The following is a 15,786-nucleotide window of genomic DNA, read 5'->3' as shown; positions in this document are numbered from 1 at the left end:
GGTGCTCACGCCTTCCGGTAGGCGACGCGCAGGGCCATGGCGCCGAGTTCGTCGCGCCACACCTGGTCCATCGGGGCGTCGTCGAGCGCCGCGCGGCCCCGCTCGACGAGTTCGCCGATGTGCCTCTCGACGTCGTCGGGCACACCGGTGCCGAGGAGCAGGTCGCGCAGTTCGTCCGGGTCGTGGCCGGGTGCCGTCACCAGGTCGCGGACCCGCTCGTCGCGCTGCATCGCCCAGCCGAGCAGCAGCGTCATCTTGTGCTGGGTGAAGTCGAGTCCGGCGGGTTTGCCGGTCTCGGCGGAGCTCCCGAAGGCGCCCAGCAGGTCGTCGCGGAGCTGGAACGCCTCCCCGACGCAGGCGCCGTACTCCTCGAAGGCCCTGCCGAGTCCGGTGCATCCGGCCAGGGTGGCGCCGACGACCAGGGGCCGGTGGATGGTGTAGCGGCCGGACTTGGCGAGGGCGATCCAGCGGGAGAGTTCCGGGTCGACGGCGAACTCGGCGGCGGCCGCGACGTCCATGTACTGCCCGATGATCAGCTCGGCGCGCAGTTCGGACCAGACGGGGACGACCACGGAGGGCGCCTCGGCCATCAGCTGGTCGGAGTAGACGAGCGCCAGGTCCCCGGCGAGTACGGCCACGGACTCGCCGAACCGGCGCTCCTCGCCCTGCCAGGCCTTGACCCGGTGCACCGCGGAGTGTTTGACATGGACGGTGGGCGCGCCGCGCCGCTGTCCCGAGTCGTCCATGACGTCGTCGTGGATGAGGGCGCAGGCGTGCAGCATCTCCAGGGCGGCGGCGGCCGGTACGACCCCGGGGGTGTCGGCGTCGCCGCCCGCCGCGAGATATCCCATGACGCAGAAGGCGGGCCGCAGTCGCTTGCCGCCGGAGTCGATCAGATCGGCCACGGCCTTGACGGGGACCGTCGCGCGTTCGTCGACGGCGGTCCAGAGCTCGTTCTCGGCGGTGAGGAAGTGGTGCAGGTGGTGTTCCACCCGCTCCAGCAGGTGTTGTGTGGTGCGGCGGGCGGAGTCGGTCGTCAGCACAGGGTCGTCGGGCCGGGCGGTCACTTCGGTGGTCACACGTGTCTCCTGGTCTAGAAGCCGTTGCGGAAGAACACGGGGCGGTGCTTCCTGCCGCCCGTGGGGGTCGGCCCCTCAGGGACCGCCGGCCGTCGCGGCGTCCGCCGTCGCGAGCTGCGTGGGCATGGAGAAGGTGACGTCCTCGACGGAGGTCACGTCGATCTCGACGTCCGTGTAGCCGAGTTCGGCCAGCCGGTCGACGAGTTGCCCGACGAGGATCTCGGGCGCGCTGGCGCCGGAGCTGACGCCGATCGACGTGACGCCGCTCAGCCAGCTCTCGTCCAGGTGCGAGACGTCGGGGGTCAGATGGGCCGCGACGCCGCCGTCGCGGGCGACGTCGACCATCCGCAGGGAGTTGCTGGAGTTGCGTGAGCCGACGACGAGCACCAGGTCGCACCGGCCGATCAGGGACTTGATGCCGTTCTGCCGGTTCTGGCTGGCGTAGCAGATGGTGTTCGTGGCGGGCGAGACGATGTCGGTGAACCGGCTCTTGAGCCGCTCGACGACGCCCGCCGTCTCGTCCATGGAGAGGGTCGTCTGGGTCAGATACGCGACGGGGGTGTCGGGGTCCAGTTCGAGGCGGTCCACGTCGTCGGCGGACTCGACGACGATCGTGGCCTCCGGTGCCTCGCCGCGGGTCCCCTCGGTCTCCTCGTGCTCCTCGTGTCCGATCAGCAGGAGCACCCGGCCGTCCCTGGTGACCCGGCGGGCGTGCTGGTGGACCCGGGAGACGAGCGGGCAGGTGGCGTCGATGACCTCCAGCCGTCGCGCCGCCGAGCCCTCCCGGACCTCGGGCGAGACCCCGTGGGCGGAGAAGAGGCAGACGGCTCCTTCCGGTACCTCCTGTTCCGACTCCACGAAGCGGGCACCCTTGCGCTCCAGCGTCTCGATGACATGGTGGTTGTGCACGATCTGCTTTCGCACGTAGACCGGGGCCCCGTACACCTCCAGCGCCCTCTCCACCATCGCGACGGCGCGCACGACGCCCGCGCAGAAACCGCGCGGTTCGGCGAGGACGACTCTCTTCCGTACCGGGACCGCCTCGGGGCCGTCCGGTTCGACGGTAAGTTTGAATTCCACGAAAACTCTGCCTCCATCAGAAGTCGGTTCAATTGCGGACCGGTAATTCACGCCGCCGGGCGTACGCCCGCGCTCACCGGGCCGTGGGTCACAACTCCCCCACCAGTAGTGGCGTTGACAGGCTCATTGTGACCGTGGGACGATCGTTTTCTTATTGTCCCAAGTTGCACCAAAGGGTCAGTTCGAATCCGGGGGTACAGCATGGAAACCAAGCCTGCCCAGATATCTGAGGCAGCCTCAGGAGTATCCAGCAGAACCGTCTTACGCGGATTACTCCGACTTTCGAAAATCCGCGTATTCCAGCATTACTTCGGCCTTGCCCTCGCGTGGCTGCTGCTCAGCCCCGACGCACTCGGCCGGCCGGGCGCCACGAGCGCCATGTTCCTTTTCCTCCTCGGCTCCGTCGCCATCGTCGCGTGCGCCTGCGCCAGCGACGACATAGCGGGATTCCGGAACGGCAGCGACCTGATGAACTACCGGTCGGAGGAGCAGCTGCGCGACATCCGCGCCAAGCCTCTGCTGACCGGCGCCGTCACCGAGAAGCAGGCGCTCGCGTTCGCCGCCGGATCGGGAGCCGTGGCCGTACTGGCCGGGGCCGGCGCCTTCTGGGCGCTCGACTGGGACTCCCCGCTCAGCGCCTATGCGCTCTATCTGCTGGGACTCGTCTTCAGCGTGCAGTACTCGGTGGGGCTGAAGGTGAGTTACCGGCGTGGCGGCGGCGAGACGTTGCTCTGTCTCTCCACCGCGGCCGGACTGCTCGCGCCCTTCCTCGCGGTGAACCGTGACTGGACCTGGCCCGCCGTCGCCCAGGCCCTTCTGCTCGGTCTCTGGCTGGTCATGGTCAGCAGCTACTCCAACGTCAACGACGTCGCGGGCGACCGGATGGCGGGCCGTCGGACGCTGGCCGTGACCACGGGCAGAGCCGTCCAGACCGCCGCCATGACCTCGTTCTTCCTGATATCGGCCGGCCTGCTCACGGCGCTGGCGTGCACCGACGGATGGCCCTGGTGGCTACTCCTCACGGCGCTTCCCGCCACCGTCCTGCACGGGGCGCAGCTCTATCAGGGCCCGGTCAGGGGCCGCTGGCTCCGGGCCAGAAAGCTCGGGCTCGTCGCGTACAACCTCGGCTTCGCCGGCGTGGCCGTACCGACGTTCTTCGCTCTTCACCGCTAGCGGCGAAGAGCGGGGGAGCCGGCGTGCCGGAAGGCCGCGAAGCCCGGCGTCACACTCGCTCCGGCGAATTCAGTTCAGCACAGGGGGAAAGAATGACCCGACAACTCTGCCGTCGAGACCATCTGTTAGAGAGGGAGCCCGTGCCCGGGCTCCGTCTGTGCGGCGCCTGTCTCCGACAGACCGAGAAGAATCTCACCGCGCTTCCCGCCCTGTACGACGAATGCGCGGACCACGTTTTCGGCGGCCCCCGGAATCCCACCCGGCAACGGGTGACCGGGACCCGGGACGTGGCTCCTCTCAACGATTCCGCCATCGAGACCCGCAGCAATATCTCCGAGGTGCTCGCCTCCTGGGCGAGCACCGTGGTCGAGGAGAAAGGGATACCGGCTCCCGGACCTTCCGTCGGGTCTCTGACGGGCTTTCTCGTCCGTCAGCTGACCTGGCTCGGGGGCCATGTGGCGGCGGTGCTGTTCGCCGACGAGACGGAGAATCTCGTCACGGAGGCCCGCCGCACCCTGGACCCCGCGCCCGACGCCCGGCTCGTCACCCTCGGACTCTGTGTGGAACCCGGCTGCTCGGAAATCCTGAGCGCCGCCGAACCGGGTCAGCGAATCTCCGCCTCACGCGGTATCAGCTGCACGGCGGGGCATTCCTGGCAGGCCCATGAGTGGTTCCTCCTCCAGAGCCGTATCGAACAGAAGGGTGAGGTCGGTACCGCATGACCAGACCACCGCGCCACCGGCGCGTACCGACCAAACTGGCCGCGCTCGCCGTGGGTGTTCCGGAGGCGACGATCAGGCAGTGGGTACGCCGGGGGAAACTCACGCGCTACGGAACGCCCGGCCGGGCCGAGTTCGACATCGGTGAACTGACCGAGATCGCCCGGGCGTCGGGCCGCTGACCGCCGCCGGGCCGGGTCACCCGCTCCCGGAGGGGTGGCCCGGCCCGGCGGAGACCGCCAGCGCCGCTCTGGCGATGGCGTCCGCGTCGCCGAGGATCACGGAGTCCGCGCCGGGCCGGATACCGGCCGCCGTGACCCAGTGGACGGTCTCGGTCGGCACCCCGAAGGCGAACCTCCTGGGATGGGCCCGGCCCGCGGCGTCGAGCAGATGGTAGGGACGTTCGGTCACGGCGAGTCCTCCGGTGCGGTAGGCGGCGCCCGTCGTCTCGCGCAGTTCGTACGGCCGGCAGGCGCCGGTCGCGAGCAGGTGGCGCACCAGTGGATCGGTGGTACGCCGGATGTCGACCTCCGGCAGCCGGGACTCGATGAGGGTGGTCACCCGCACCTCGGACCCGGTCACCGCCGGGGAGCCGACGAGGAAGCCGTCACCCGAGGGCGCGGGCCGCGCGTAGGTGTCCGGGCCGAGCAGGGTCAGCACTCCCGCCTCCATGAGCGCGATCATCTCCTCCGTGCGCAGGGCGGGCGGACCGATCGACAGATAGGCGTTGAGCGGGGTGTACCACCCCTGGAGCTCCTCCCGGTAGGAGTCGCCGGTGATCCCGGCGTGGTCGACGACGAGCCTGATCTCGTTGCGCAGATCCCTCAGCACATCGAGCGCCGCCTTGAGCGGGCTGGATAGATTGCCGGTCCGCGCCTCCTCCAGATCGCCCTGGAGCCGGCCGAGCACCCAGTCCTGGAAGGCGCCGGGACCGGGGAACCGCAGGCCGGCGGCGGGCCGGGCCACCGCCTCCCAGCTCCAGCGCTCGTCGGGGGCGATGCCGTACGCGTCGAGCAGCGCCTCCTCCAGGGTGTCGGGCACGGTCGGATAGCGGCGCGCGAACTCCACGGCGCCCGTGTGCCCGCGCCGGGCCAGCAGCGTCGCGTAGTAGACGCCCTGCACCTCCCGGGCGATCAGCGGCCAGACCTCGGCCAGGAAGGCCGGCGGGCCGCCCCGCCGGCTGCGGGCGCGGAACCCCGCGATCACCTCCGCGGTGAGCAGCTTCGGCTCGTGACGCCCGTACACCCCTTTCTCGTTGTCGCCCCGCGCGTGGTACGGGACGCCGCGCCGCGACCCCGCGTACAGGCGTGGCTCACGGCCGGAGGGCCGGTAGACGAGCTGTCCGCCGTCGCCCTTCTCGAAGACCCCGCCGCGCGCCGACGTGAGCAGGGTCAGATGGTCGAAGAAGGTGAGGCCGAGGCCCCTGAGGGCCACCGGTTCACCCGGTCGCAGACCGGTCAGGTCCTGGTCCGCCGGGTTGGCCGGCGGCTCGTAGCGCAGACCGTGGGCGTCGGCGAACGCGCCCAGCGCGCGCTCCCGTTCGCCCGGGGGCATGTCGAGGTGCCCCTGGGCGAGTACGACGGCGGAGAGCCCCGCCAGCCGGGTGCCGTTCTCCAGCGTGACGCTCTGGCTGCCGTCGGGCTCGTCATCCAGCCGCAGCGCACGGGTGCGGTGGCGGCGCACCGTGCTCCCGGCGGGAGCCGTCGTACACAGTTCGCGCAGCACCCAGTTGAGGTAGTGCCCGTAGAAGACCCGGGTCGGGTAGTCGTCCGGTCCGAGTCCGGCCGCCTCGGCGAGCATCCTGGCCGGGAATCCCTCGGGCGGCTCCGCCGTCAGGGGCGACTGGGCCCACTCGTAGAGGCTCGGACCGCGGACCACCGGTCCCTCGCAGGTGACGCTGGCGTCGGTGAACATCGTGACCTGCGAGGCGATCGTGTTCATGAGCAGCACGTCCGGCTGGTCGACGCTCCACACCCGTCCGCCCGCCCCGATGAGCGGGTCGACGAGATGGACGACGAGTGGTCCGGCGGACGGGCCGCGCTCTCGGGCGTTGGCGAGGAGCCGCTCGGTCACGCTGATCCCCCGCGGTCCCGCGCCGATCACGCATATCTCGGCGCGGGGTTCGGGCCCGCTGTGCTCTGTCACCTCGGTCTCCCCGTGTTCCGGTGTTCCGGTCGTCGGCGGTCCGCCGGTTCGCTGGGCCGCCGGTTCGCTGGGCCGCCGGTTCGACTGCTCCGTCGGCGGCGCCGGCGGCGGTCAGAACTCGCTGATCCGCTCGGCCACCTTGATTCCGACGTGCCGGCCCGGTTCGGTGACATGGCCCAGGAGCTTGGTGCCCGGCACCACTTCCGTGAGGTTGAGCGGCTTGCCGTCGGCGCCCATCACGCGCACATGCCAGTCGTCCTGGAGGAAGACGTTGACCTTGACGTCCCCGTACACCGCCTCGACGAGCCGCAGCGGACGGAGCTCGACCTTGACCCGGCCGACGACGACCTCGCGGAACGTGCCGTCCGCCGCCACGGCGTGCGTGCGCTCCCCGGCGGCGAGGTCGGTGATGTAGGCGGTGGTCTCGGAGCCGAACACATAGCTGTGGACGGCGCCCGCGTTGACCCGGAACGGGCGGAGGTTCATGTACGGCAGGTAGTGCACCTCCGCGCAGACCAGGATGCCGCCGGACGAGGTCGAGCCGACGATCATGCCCTCGTCCTCGCCGAACAGCGTGGCGGTGTCGACGCAGCCCCGGTAGCCCATGCCGATCGGTTCGGCGCGGACGACCTCCAGCGGCACAAGGTCCTTGCGGACCTGCCGGCGCAGCCGCAGCGCCTCGCCCACCCGGTCGATGTCGGCGAGCTGGTCGCCGCGGACCACCAGTCCGGCGGGTCCGCTCTCCAGCACACCGGCGACACTGGCGGTCTCGGCGGCGCTGAGCAGTTCCTTGAGGACCCGCGTCCTGCCGTCCTGGGCGCGGGCCAGCAGCAGCTCCAGCGGGATGTTGGTCTCGTCGACGAAGGCGGCCACCAGCACGTCGACCCGGCCGCAGAGGTCGGCGGCCGCGTTCATGCTGTCGCCGTCGACGATCTCGCAGCGGACACCGACCGGACGGCCGTCGGCCAGGCTCCGTACGGCGTCGAGCTGGTCGGGTCCCCGCACCAGCAGGGCGCCCACCCGCCGGTCGTCGAGTGCGGCGGCGGCGTTCCCGGTGTCCACCAGGGCGGCCAGGGTGATCCGCTCCAGCGGCTCCCAGCCCTCCAGCTGGTCGGGCCGCAGCAGGACCGTCGTGGCGGCGGAGGACCGCGCGTGGGCGAGGGCCGCCGCTGTCTCGTCGGGGCCGAGTCCGGTGACGTCCGCCCAGAGTTCCTGTTCCTTGTCCACGTGCCATCCGTTTCTGAGATGTGGTGAGGGATTTCGCGGGGTGGTGGAGGGAGAGCGGGGAAGGGAGGGGAGCGCGGCGGGGCTCAGCCGGAGCCGTGCACGATGCCGCGCAGCTCGGACGTGGCCCGCGCGGGATCGGCGCTGCCGAAGACCCACCGGCCGACGCAGAGCCCGCCGATGCCCGCCCCGATGGCGTTCTTGGCGGAGTTGAGGAAGTCCTCCCACGTCCCGTCGGCGGCACCGCCGGCGATCACCACGGGCACCGGCACCTGGCTGGCCAGATCGGTGAGGTACTGCTCGCCGGGGTGCGCCGCCTTGACGATGTCGGCGCCCAGCTCGGCCGCTATCCGGGCGGCGTGCAGCACCTGCGGACCGATGTCCGCCGCCTCGGTCCTGATGTAGGTCATCACCAGCAGCGGCAGGCCGAGCCGGTCGCAGGAGCGGGCGATGGCGCCGAGCCCCACGAGCGCGTCGCGGTCCTCCCGGTGGCCGCAGCCGAGGGTGATGTGCGCCGAGACGGCGTCGGCGCCCAGGGCGGCGGCGGTCTCGGGTTCGCAGACGGTGGCCTTGAGTTCGGCCTGTGCGCTGAGGGCGGTGTTGCCCGACAGGTGCACGATCATCGCCGTGTCCCGCTGTACGGGCATCTCCCTGGCGGCCGAGCCCCGGTGGGAGACGATGCCGTCGGCGCCACCGCTGATCACCGAGCGCATGACCGAGCCCATGTTGGCCAGTCCGCCGACGACACCCGTGGTCACCGAGTGGTCCAGTGCCACGAGGAGCGTTCTGCCGTCCTCTCCGACGAGCCGACGCAGCCGTCGCTGTTTTCCGTTCACCAGTGTCACTGCCCTACCTCTTCCGTTGCTGGTCTCCGGCACGCCGAAGGGGCCGGCTCCGGCGCGCGGGGCGCCGGGGCCGGCCCCTTCGGGCGACCGGTTCGGTTCGGGTTGCTACGGACAACTCATGGGGCTACCGCTGTGCGGCCGGTGCCGGCTCGACCACCGCGTGGACGGTGTGGGGGCCTCCGTCCGACTCCTTCAGGCCGAATCTGGCGTGCAGGCGACGGAGCGGCGCGGGCGCCCACCAGGTGGCCCGCCCGCCGAGGCGCATCAGGGCGGGCAGCAGCAGCCCGCGGATCAGGGTCGCGTCCATCAGGACGGCGAGCGGCAGGCCGATGCCGTACGCCTTGGACAGGGTGATGTCGGAGACGGCGAAGGCCAGGAACACCACCGAGATCAGCACCGCCGCCGCGGTGACGATCCGTCCGATGCGCTCCAGGCCGCGGGCGACCGCCGCGTTGCCGTCCCCGGTGATCTCGTACTCCTCCCGGATCCGGGCGAGCAGGAAGATCTGGTAGTCCATCGCCAGGCCGAACGACAGCGCGAAGAGCATCACCGGCACCGTCGCCGCGATGTCCCCCGTGACGGTGAATCCCCCGAGCAGGCCGGAGAGATGACCGTCCTGGAAGATCCAGACCAGTGCGCCGAAGGTCGCGGTGAGACTGAGCGCGCTGAGCAGTACGGCGATGAACGGCACCAGCACGCTGCCGGTCACCAGGAACAGCAGCACCAGCATCGCGAGCACCACCGACACCAGCGCGTACGGCAGCCAGTGGATCATCGAGCTGGTCGCGTCCTCGTTGACGGCGGCCGTGCCGCCGACGAGGGTCCCGGACGGGGCGGGCGCGTCGCGGATCTCCCGCACCAGCCCCGCCGTCAGGTCCGCGTCGGCCCTCGTGGGCGTGACCGAGAGGAAGACCGAGCCGTCGCCGCGGAAGCGCTGGTGCGCCTCGGACGCCGGACCCGCCGGGGACCCGTTCGCGTAGCTGCCGGTGGAGGTGTCCACCCGCGCCACGTCGTCGAGCCGGGAGAGCGCGGTGGCGTACGACGCGATCTCGCCGTTGGCCGGGGCGTCGGGGACGACGACCTGGAGCGCGCTCTGTTCGCTGGTGTCGAAGTCGGCACGGATCTCCGTGACGACCTGCCGGGCCATGGACGACTCCGGCAGGGTGCGCTCGTCCGGCATTCCCAGCTTGATGCCCAGGAACGGCACGCCGAGCAGCAGCAGGAAGGCCGTCACGAGGGTCGCGATCGGCAGCGGCCTGCGCATCACGAAGGTCGCGAGCCGGTGCCAGAAGCCGCTCTCCAGCTCCGCCGTCGCCGGACGCTCGCGGCGCCGGAGGATCCGGCCCTTCTCGATCCGGGGGCCGAGTGCCACCAGGACCGTGGGCAGCAGGGTGACCGAGACGAGCGCGGCCAGCAGGGCGGTCGCCACTCCCGCGTACGCCATGGAGCGCACGGCGGGCAGCGGGAACCAGGCCAGGCCCGCGAGGGCCACGGCCACCGTGATCGCGGAGAAGACGACCGTACGGCCCGCGGAGAGCAGGGTGCCGTGGACCGCCTCACGCTCGTCGTGCCCGGCGCGCAGCTGCTCGCGGTAGCGGTTGACGATGAGCAGGCTGTAGTCGATGGCCAGGCCGAGTCCCAGCAGGGTGATGACGCTGACCGAGAGCGAGGACAGCGAGGTCAGACTGGCCAGCACCCACATGAAGCCCATGCAGAGCAGCACGGTGACCAGGGCGATCAGCAGCGGAAGCGCGGCGGCGACCAGGCTGCCGAAGACGAACACCAGCAGGACGAGCGTCACCGGGAAGGCGATCATCTCCCCCTTGGTGGCGTCCTTCTGGCCCTGGTCGATGATCTCGTGCTGGAGCGGCGCGTAACCGCCGACCTTGACGTCGAGACCGTCGTGCGTGCCCTGGTAGCGGGGCAGCAACTCCTTGACCCGCTTCTCCACCTCCGTCTCGTCGCCGGTGATGGTGGCCAGGATCAGGGCCTTGTCGCCGCCGGCACCGCGCAGCTGGGGCGCGCGGTCCCCGCCCCAGTAGCTGATGACGTCGGCGATCTGCGGTTCGGCGGCCAGTTTCTTGCCGAGCGAGACGCCGGCACTGGTGGCCGCGGGTTTGTCCACGCCGCCCGGCGCGGTGACGAGCAGCGTCAGATTCGACTGCGCGTGGCCGAAGTCCGACGTGAGCGCGGAGGCCGCGCGTCCTGACTCCGACTGCGGGTCGTCGAACCCTCCGGCGGTGAGTTTGGTGAACAGCGTCGAGCCCGCCGCGCCTCCCAGCACGGCGAGCAGCAGGGCCACCACGACCACCGCCCTGCGCCTGCGCAGGGCGAGCCCCGCAAGGGTTTCCAGCATTGTCGCTTCTCATTCCTCGTAATATCGACGGATGTCGGCATGCGCCAGGTATACGAGAAGCGACGGCTGCCGCTTGTGACGTGACGGGCCATAATGTGTCCGGCGTCACATCGCTCTCCCCGGACAGGAGGCACCGCCCGTGCAGGACGCCCGCCCGGACTCCCCCACGACCGGCCGCGCGGTCACCGCCGATCCCGGTCACCCCCCGTCCTCCGAACCCGAGCGGTGCTCCGGCCGCGACGCCTGGCGCCCGGGACCGGACGCGCTCGACGCCGCGACCGAGGTGTACGCCGCCCATCGCGAGCTGCTCTTCGCACTGGTCCACAATCTGCTCGGCACCGTCACCGACACCGAGGACGTCCTCCAGGAGACCTGGCTCTCCTGGGCCTCCGCGCGCCGCTCCCACATCGCCAATCCCCGCGCCTATCTGGTCCGTATCGCGGTGAACCAGGCCCTCGCGCGGCTGCGCCACGCGCGCCGCGACCGGGTGAGCGACCTCGGCCCCTGGCTGCCGCAGCCCCTCCTCAGCACCGCCGGCGCGGAGGACGGCGCGCTGCGCGAGGAGTCGGTGTCCCTCGCCCTCACGGTGGTGCTGCAGACGCTGACGCCGCTGGAGCGCGCGGTGTTCGTGCTGCGCGAGGTGTTCGGCTACGACCACGAGGAGATCGCCACCCTGCTGGGCCGGAGCCCGGCCGCCGTCCGCCAGACCGCCCGCCGCGCCCGGACCCATGTGCGCGCGCGCAGGCCCCGGGGGGCGCCGGAACCCGAACTGCGCCGGGCCGTCACCGAACGCTTCATGTCGGCGGCGCTCGGCGGGGACCTCGCCGCACTGATGGAGGTCCTCGCCCCGGACGTGGCGATGTGGACGGACGGCGCCGGCACGCTGCACATCGCGCAGCGCGTCGTGGAGGGCCGTGACCGGGTCGTACGTCTCGTACGGGCCAAGGCCCCGAGGCTGCCCGCCGGTCTGACGGCCCGCTATGTGAACGTGCGCCGGGAGTCGGCGGTGCTGCTGTTCGCCGGCGACCGGCTGCACACCGTCGTCGTGCTCGAACTGACTCCGGCGGGCGACCGGGTGAGCGGGATCTACGGTGTCGTCGACCCCGGCAATCTCACCCCCGCCGGGTAGGGCGGGGCGTCAGACCTGGACCGGCTGCTCCTCCACCGGTGCCACGGCGGGCCGCTTGAGCGCGGCGGGCGAGTGGCCCTCCCGCTTGATCTGGCGGTAGAGCATCCGCGCGTAGGTGATGTCCAGGACGATCACCGTCGCGCCGAGGACCGGGATCATCAGGCTCTCCGGGTAGAGCGAGACCGACATCAGCACACCGAGCGCGGAGCCGATGCCCTTGCAGCCCGCGATGTACATCGACTGGCCGGCCGACGACCCGCGGCGCCGCAGCATGGAGATGAAGGCCATGCTCATCACGCAGTTGACGCCGAGGCCCGCGTAGGCGCCGTAGAAGTCGTTGATCTCCAGTTCCGCGGCCGGGATGAAGAAGACCGCGAAGAGGAAGGCGCCGCCGAAGAACCGTTTGAACTCCTTCGCGGTGAAGGCCGGGTAGTCCTTGAGGCCGAACTTCAGGACCTGCGTGACGATGTAGATGTCGAGCAGGAACCAGGCGAGGTTGAAGGGCCGCTGCCAGCCGGCGTGCGGCACGATGAAGGTGTCGTTGAACTCCCACGCGATGTTGAAGGCCACCGCCACCGCCGGGATGCCCACCCGGCGGTCGAGCCGGGCGCGCTGGATCGCGAACATGTACGCCGCCAGCCAGAAGGCTCCGACGACGACCACGAGCCCCACGTAGTACCAGTCGGGGAGGTCGCGCGCGTCCTCCAGCCGGATCCGTCCCTCATCGCCGAACAAAGGGGGTGGCCACACTGTCGGTCTCCTTGTCTCGTACGGGGGTTGGCGGTGCCGGTCATGTCCACCGGCCGGTGCCCCGGCCGGTCTTCTCGCCCAGCAGCTGTTCGCGCAGCTGGGTGCGGCGGACCTTCCAGGTGGCCGTGCGCGGTACGTCGTCCCAGGGGACGAGCCGCGGTTCGTCGAGGTCGGGCAGCCCCTTCACCGCCCGTTTCCACTCCTCGGGGTCGAGACGGTTGTCGCGCATGCACAGGACGGGCACGGGCAGCCCGTCGGGCACGCTGAGCACGACCACCTCCTGGGCCCGCTCCAGCCGGTCGAGCAGGGTGCTCTCGGCCTCGATGCAGCTCATGCCGGGGATCATGTCGACCTCGCGGTCGACGAGCCGGACCCGGCCGAAGCGGGTGCGTTCGCCGAGGTCCCCGGTGTTCCACCAGTCGCCCCTGGTCTTCATCCGGTGCCGTTCGCTCTCGCCCAGATAGTCCAGACAGCGGGTGCGGGTCCTGACCATCAGGAGTCCCCGCTCGCCCCGGGGCAGTCGGCGGCCGGTCTCCGGGTCGACGACCTCGACCCGGACCAGGGTGGGCCAGCCGACATTGGTGACGTCGTTGCGGGTCGTACGCGCCCTGCGCATCGTCCGGCGGGTGAAGAGGTTCGCCGAGATGCCGGCGATCTCGGACTGGCCGAGCCCCCAGGCCCACACCGGGAAGCGGGCACGTGAGACGCCGAGGAACGTGCGTACCGTACGCGGATGCACGGCGTCGAAGGTGCTGATGAACCGGCGGACCCGGGCGAAGAGTTCGGGCTGTTCGTCCGCCAGCTCCTCCCACCGCTGATAGATGTTGGGCAATGCTTCGAGCGAGGTCGGCCGGTGCCGCGCGAGCACCCTGGCGGACGATTCGAGGCCCGGGTCGGAGATCACCACCATGGCCCGGGGCGCCAGCGCGAACTGGGACCTCGTCCAGGACAGACCCCGCATGTGGCAGAAGGAGATGGCGCTGGCGACCACATCGCCCCGGCCCGAGGTGAGCAGCGGGATCCGTGAGGACTCCAGCCGGTAGGGCGGCGCCCCCAGCGCGGTGTACGGCGAGTGCATCACCAGCTTCGGTACGCCGGTGGTCCCCGACGTATGGGTCACGATCATGGGCTCGTGGTCGCCGCGCAGCCGGACGGGGGCCGCGGCCGCCCCGCGCAGGTGGTCGAGCGCGATCGCACCGGGCGGAAGCCCTTCCCGGGGCTCGCCGATCACCACCAGCCGTACGCGGGGACCGGCCGGCGCGATCCCGGCGCTGGCCGCGCGGTCCAGCACACTCGCGCCCGCGACGAGCACCTTCGGATCGGCTCTGGCGATCATGGTCCGGAGGGCGTCCAGGTCCTGGACGGGCGCCATCATCACCGGGAGCGCGCCGATCCTCGCCGCTCCGGCCGCGATCAGGACCATGTCGAAGTGGTTGTCCTTGACGACGGCGAGCCGGTCGAGAGGGCGCAGGCCTGCCGCGTAGAGCCAGTTCGAGATCTCCTCGACCTGTTCGGCGAGGTGCGCGGCGCTGTAGGTGGTGCCGCCGTCCGGCGCGATGTCGAAGGGCCGGTCGAGGTGGAGAACGGTCCGGTTCCTCTTCCGGGCGTGCCAGTCGAAGACAAGACCGATGTTGATGGGGGGACGCGTACGCAGGGCCATACTCAGGGACCTCTTCAGATGCGTGGGGGGACGAAGACGCTGTGGCCGTACCGCGGTTGCTGCCCGGTGCGCGCCCGGGCATGGGAGAACCCCCGGCCGCGGCGTCCTGTTGGACGGGCCGCGATGCGGGGGTTCATCTGTTTTCGGGCGTGCCGAACGTAGTGAAAGAGTGACACCTGCCGTCGGCGGAGGCCAAGGCGCGTCCGAAGCGACATGGATCACTCGGAGTGACAAAGGCGCACGTCGGGGGCGCGGGCAGTACAGCGGGAGTCCGGTGAATGCCGCGCGCCCCCGGGGCCGCCCCTACGTGAGGTGCTTGCGGACCTCGTTCGCCGCCTCGTCCCCGTACGCCTTGGTGAAGCGGTCCATGAAGTTGTTGCGCCGCAGCGTGTACTCCTGGGTGCCCAGCGTCTCGATCACCAGGGTCGCGACCATGCAGCCGACCTGCGCCGCGCGCTCCAGGCTCACGCCCCACGACAGACCGGAGAGGAAGCCGGCGCGGAAGGCGTCGCCGACGCCGGTCGGGTCGACCTTCGCGGTCTCCTCCGGGCAGCCGACCTCGATCGGGTCGTCGCCGACGCGCTCGATCCGGACGCCGCGCGAGCCGAGGGTGGTGACGCGGTGGCCGACCTTGGTGAGGATCTCGGCGTCGCTCCAGCCGGTCTTGGACTCGATGAGCCCCTTCTCGTACTCGTTGGAGAAGAGGTACGTCGCGCCGTCGAGCAGCAGCCGGATCTCGTCGCCGTCCATCCGGGCGATCTGCTGCGAGAAGTCGGCGGCGAACGGGATGGACCGGGTGCGGCACTCCTCCGTGTGGCGGAGCATCGCCTCGGGGTCGTCGGCGCCGATCAGCACCAGGTCGAGACCGCCGACCCGGTCGGCGACCGACTTCAGCTCGATCTGCCGGGCCTCGCTCATGGCGCCGGTGTAGAAGGAGCCGATCTGGTTGTGATCGGCGTCCGTCGTACAGACGAAGCGCGCGGTGTGCAGGACCTCGGAGACCCGGACGGACGCGGTGTCGACGCCGTGGCGGTCGAGCCAGGCGCGGTACTCGTCGAAGTCGGGGCCGACGGCACCGACCAGGATCGGCGCGGTGCCGAGCTGACCCATGCCGAAGCAGATGTTGGCACCGACACCGCCCCTGCGTACGTCGAGGTTGTCGACGAGGAAGGAAAGCGAGACCGTGTGCAGCTGGTCTCCGACCAACTGGTCGGCGAAGCGACCGGGGAAGGTCATGAGGTGGTCGGTGGCGATGGAGCCGGTGACTGCGATTCTCACGGCTGACTGCTCCTGGGGAGGAGGGCATGGTGGACAGCTCACGCTATCGGGTCGGCCCGGGAGCTTCTCAACGGCAAGCTACCCGGACGTACGGCTTTCCCGCCGACGGCTCCGTGCTTACGGTGCGTACATGAGGAATGACACCGTCCCCCGCGAGCGCGCGGTCCGCGAATCCGACACCAGCCTGGCCGAACTGCGCGGTGACTGCGCGCGGATGGCACCGGACTGGGTGAGGCCCGCGCCGGACGCCCCCGCCCCCGTACCGCCGTCGCTGATCCTGGGCGTCACGGTCCCGCCGGACTCCGCCCGGCTGATCGACGGCATGTCCGAGTACGGCGACTGACGTTC

At 70.9% G+C, this 15,786-nt stretch carries 14 protein-coding genes; 5 read left to right on the top strand and 9 right to left on the bottom strand.

What is annotated here, in order from left to right; genetic code table 11:
* Positions 1-5 precede the first annotated feature (5 nt).
* Both ACFWU9_RS07415 and ispH read right to left on the bottom strand, forming a co-directional pair.
* Positions 6-1,079 carry a polyprenyl synthetase family protein gene (locus ACFWU9_RS07415; RefSeq protein ID WP_384315435.1) on the bottom strand — a complete coding sequence of 358 codons (1,074 nt, stop codon included), beginning with the start codon at positions 1,077-1,079 and terminating at the stop codon, positions 6-8.
* Between the two features lie 75 nt (positions 1,080-1,154).
* Entirely contained in the window at positions 1,155-2,159 is a 1,005-nt protein-coding gene (gene ispH / locus ACFWU9_RS07410; protein ID WP_384315434.1) for a 4-hydroxy-3-methylbut-2-enyl diphosphate reductase, read from the bottom strand.
* A gap of 201 nt (positions 2,160-2,360) precedes the next feature.
* Here ispH and ACFWU9_RS07405 point away from each other — a divergent pair, with 201 nt between their 5' ends.
* The 3 genes from ACFWU9_RS07405 to ACFWU9_RS07395 all read left to right on the top strand — a co-directional run bounded on the left by ACFWU9_RS07405 (position 2,361) and on the right by ACFWU9_RS07395 (position 4,233).
* Positions 2,361-3,332, top strand: coding sequence for a UbiA family prenyltransferase (locus ACFWU9_RS07405; protein WP_384315433.1), 972 nt, complete (start codon positions 2,361-2,363; stop codon positions 3,330-3,332).
* 140 nt (positions 3,333-3,472) lie between these two features.
* Positions 3,473-4,054, top strand: coding sequence for a hypothetical protein (locus ACFWU9_RS07400; RefSeq protein ID WP_384315432.1), 582 nt, complete (start codon positions 3,473-3,475; stop codon positions 4,052-4,054).
* The gene (locus ACFWU9_RS07395; protein WP_384315431.1) at positions 4,051-4,233 is read left to right on the top strand and encodes a hypothetical protein; all 183 of its coding nucleotides are present in this window, start codon (positions 4,051-4,053) and stop codon (positions 4,231-4,233) included. The genes ACFWU9_RS07400 and ACFWU9_RS07395 overlap by 4 nt, the downstream gene beginning before the upstream one ends.
* A gap of 16 nt (positions 4,234-4,249) precedes the next feature.
* On the opposite strand, the gene ACFWU9_RS07390 is transcribed toward ACFWU9_RS07395, so the two are convergent.
* The 4 genes from ACFWU9_RS07390 to ACFWU9_RS07375 form a co-directional block, all read right to left on the bottom strand.
* A complete protein-coding gene (locus tag ACFWU9_RS07390) occupies positions 4,250-6,196 on the bottom strand; it encodes an FAD/NAD(P)-binding protein (protein WP_384315430.1) in 1,947 nt (648 codons plus the stop codon).
* 111 nt (positions 6,197-6,307) lie between these two features.
* Positions 6,308-7,423, bottom strand: a complete 1,116-nt coding sequence (locus ACFWU9_RS07385; protein ID WP_384315429.1) for a 3-dehydroquinate synthase II — start codon at positions 7,421-7,423, stop codon at positions 6,308-6,310.
* 83 nt (positions 7,424-7,506) lie between these two features.
* Positions 7,507-8,265, bottom strand: a complete 759-nt coding sequence (locus tag ACFWU9_RS07380) for a class I fructose-bisphosphate aldolase (RefSeq protein ID WP_384315428.1) — start codon at positions 8,263-8,265, stop codon at positions 7,507-7,509.
* A 124-nt stretch (positions 8,266-8,389) separates the two neighbouring features.
* On the bottom strand, positions 8,390-10,621 hold the full coding sequence (locus tag ACFWU9_RS07375; protein ID WP_384315427.1) for an MMPL family transporter: 2,232 nt from the start codon (positions 10,619-10,621) through the stop codon (positions 8,390-8,392).
* Between the two features lie 139 nt (positions 10,622-10,760).
* On the opposite strand from ACFWU9_RS07375, the gene ACFWU9_RS07370 reads away from it, so the two are divergent.
* Positions 10,761-11,750, top strand: a complete 990-nt coding sequence (locus tag ACFWU9_RS07370; RefSeq protein ID WP_384315426.1) for a sigma-70 family RNA polymerase sigma factor — start codon at positions 10,761-10,763, stop codon at positions 11,748-11,750.
* A 9-nt stretch (positions 11,751-11,759) separates the two neighbouring features.
* On the opposite strand, the gene ACFWU9_RS07365 is transcribed toward ACFWU9_RS07370, so the two are convergent.
* From ACFWU9_RS07365 to ACFWU9_RS07355, 3 genes are all read right to left on the bottom strand, one after another.
* The gene (locus ACFWU9_RS07365; RefSeq protein ID WP_384315425.1) at positions 11,760-12,500 is read right to left on the bottom strand and encodes a hypothetical protein; all 741 of its coding nucleotides are present in this window, start codon (positions 12,498-12,500) and stop codon (positions 11,760-11,762) included.
* A 40-nt stretch (positions 12,501-12,540) separates the two neighbouring features.
* On the bottom strand, positions 12,541-14,160 hold the full coding sequence (locus ACFWU9_RS07360; RefSeq protein ID WP_384315424.1) for an AMP-binding protein: 1,620 nt from the start codon (positions 14,158-14,160) through the stop codon (positions 12,541-12,543).
* Between the two features lie 303 nt (positions 14,161-14,463).
* On the bottom strand, positions 14,464-15,438 hold the full coding sequence (locus tag ACFWU9_RS07355) for a carbohydrate kinase family protein (RefSeq protein ID WP_384315423.1): 975 nt from the start codon (positions 15,436-15,438) through the stop codon (positions 14,464-14,466).
* Positions 15,439-15,568: 130 nt separating this feature from the next.
* Here ACFWU9_RS07355 and ACFWU9_RS07350 point away from each other — a divergent pair, with 130 nt between their 5' ends.
* Positions 15,569-15,781, top strand: a complete 213-nt coding sequence (locus ACFWU9_RS07350; RefSeq protein ID WP_384315422.1) for a hypothetical protein — start codon at positions 15,569-15,571, stop codon at positions 15,779-15,781.
* Positions 15,782-15,786: the final 5 nt, after the last annotated feature.

The sequence above is a fragment of the Streptomyces sp. NPDC058653 genome, assembly GCF_042716895.1.
GTDB lineage: Bacteria > Actinomycetota > Actinomycetes > Streptomycetales > Streptomycetaceae > Streptomyces.
The sequence above is the reverse complement of the archived record's forward strand: the minus strand, read 5'-3'. Positions and strand labels throughout refer to the sequence as shown.

Coding starts and splice junctions, on each gene's coding strand:
- ACFWU9_RS07405 (WP_384315433.1), top strand. CDS start 2,361: ATGGAAACCAAGCCTGCCCAGATATCTGAGGCAGCCTCAGGAGTATCC.
- ACFWU9_RS07395 (WP_384315431.1), top strand. CDS start 4,051: ATGACCAGACCACCGCGCCACCGGCGCGTACCGACCAAACTGGCCGCG.
- ACFWU9_RS07375 (WP_384315427.1), bottom strand. CDS start 10,621: ATGCTGGAAACCCTTGCGGGGCTCGCCCTGCGCAGGCGCAGGGCGGTG.
- ACFWU9_RS07360 (WP_384315424.1), bottom strand. CDS start 14,160: ATGGCCCTGCGTACGCGTCCCCCCATCAACATCGGTCTTGTCTTCGAC.
- ACFWU9_RS07350 (WP_384315422.1), top strand. CDS start 15,569: ATGAGGAATGACACCGTCCCCCGCGAGCGCGCGGTCCGCGAATCCGAC.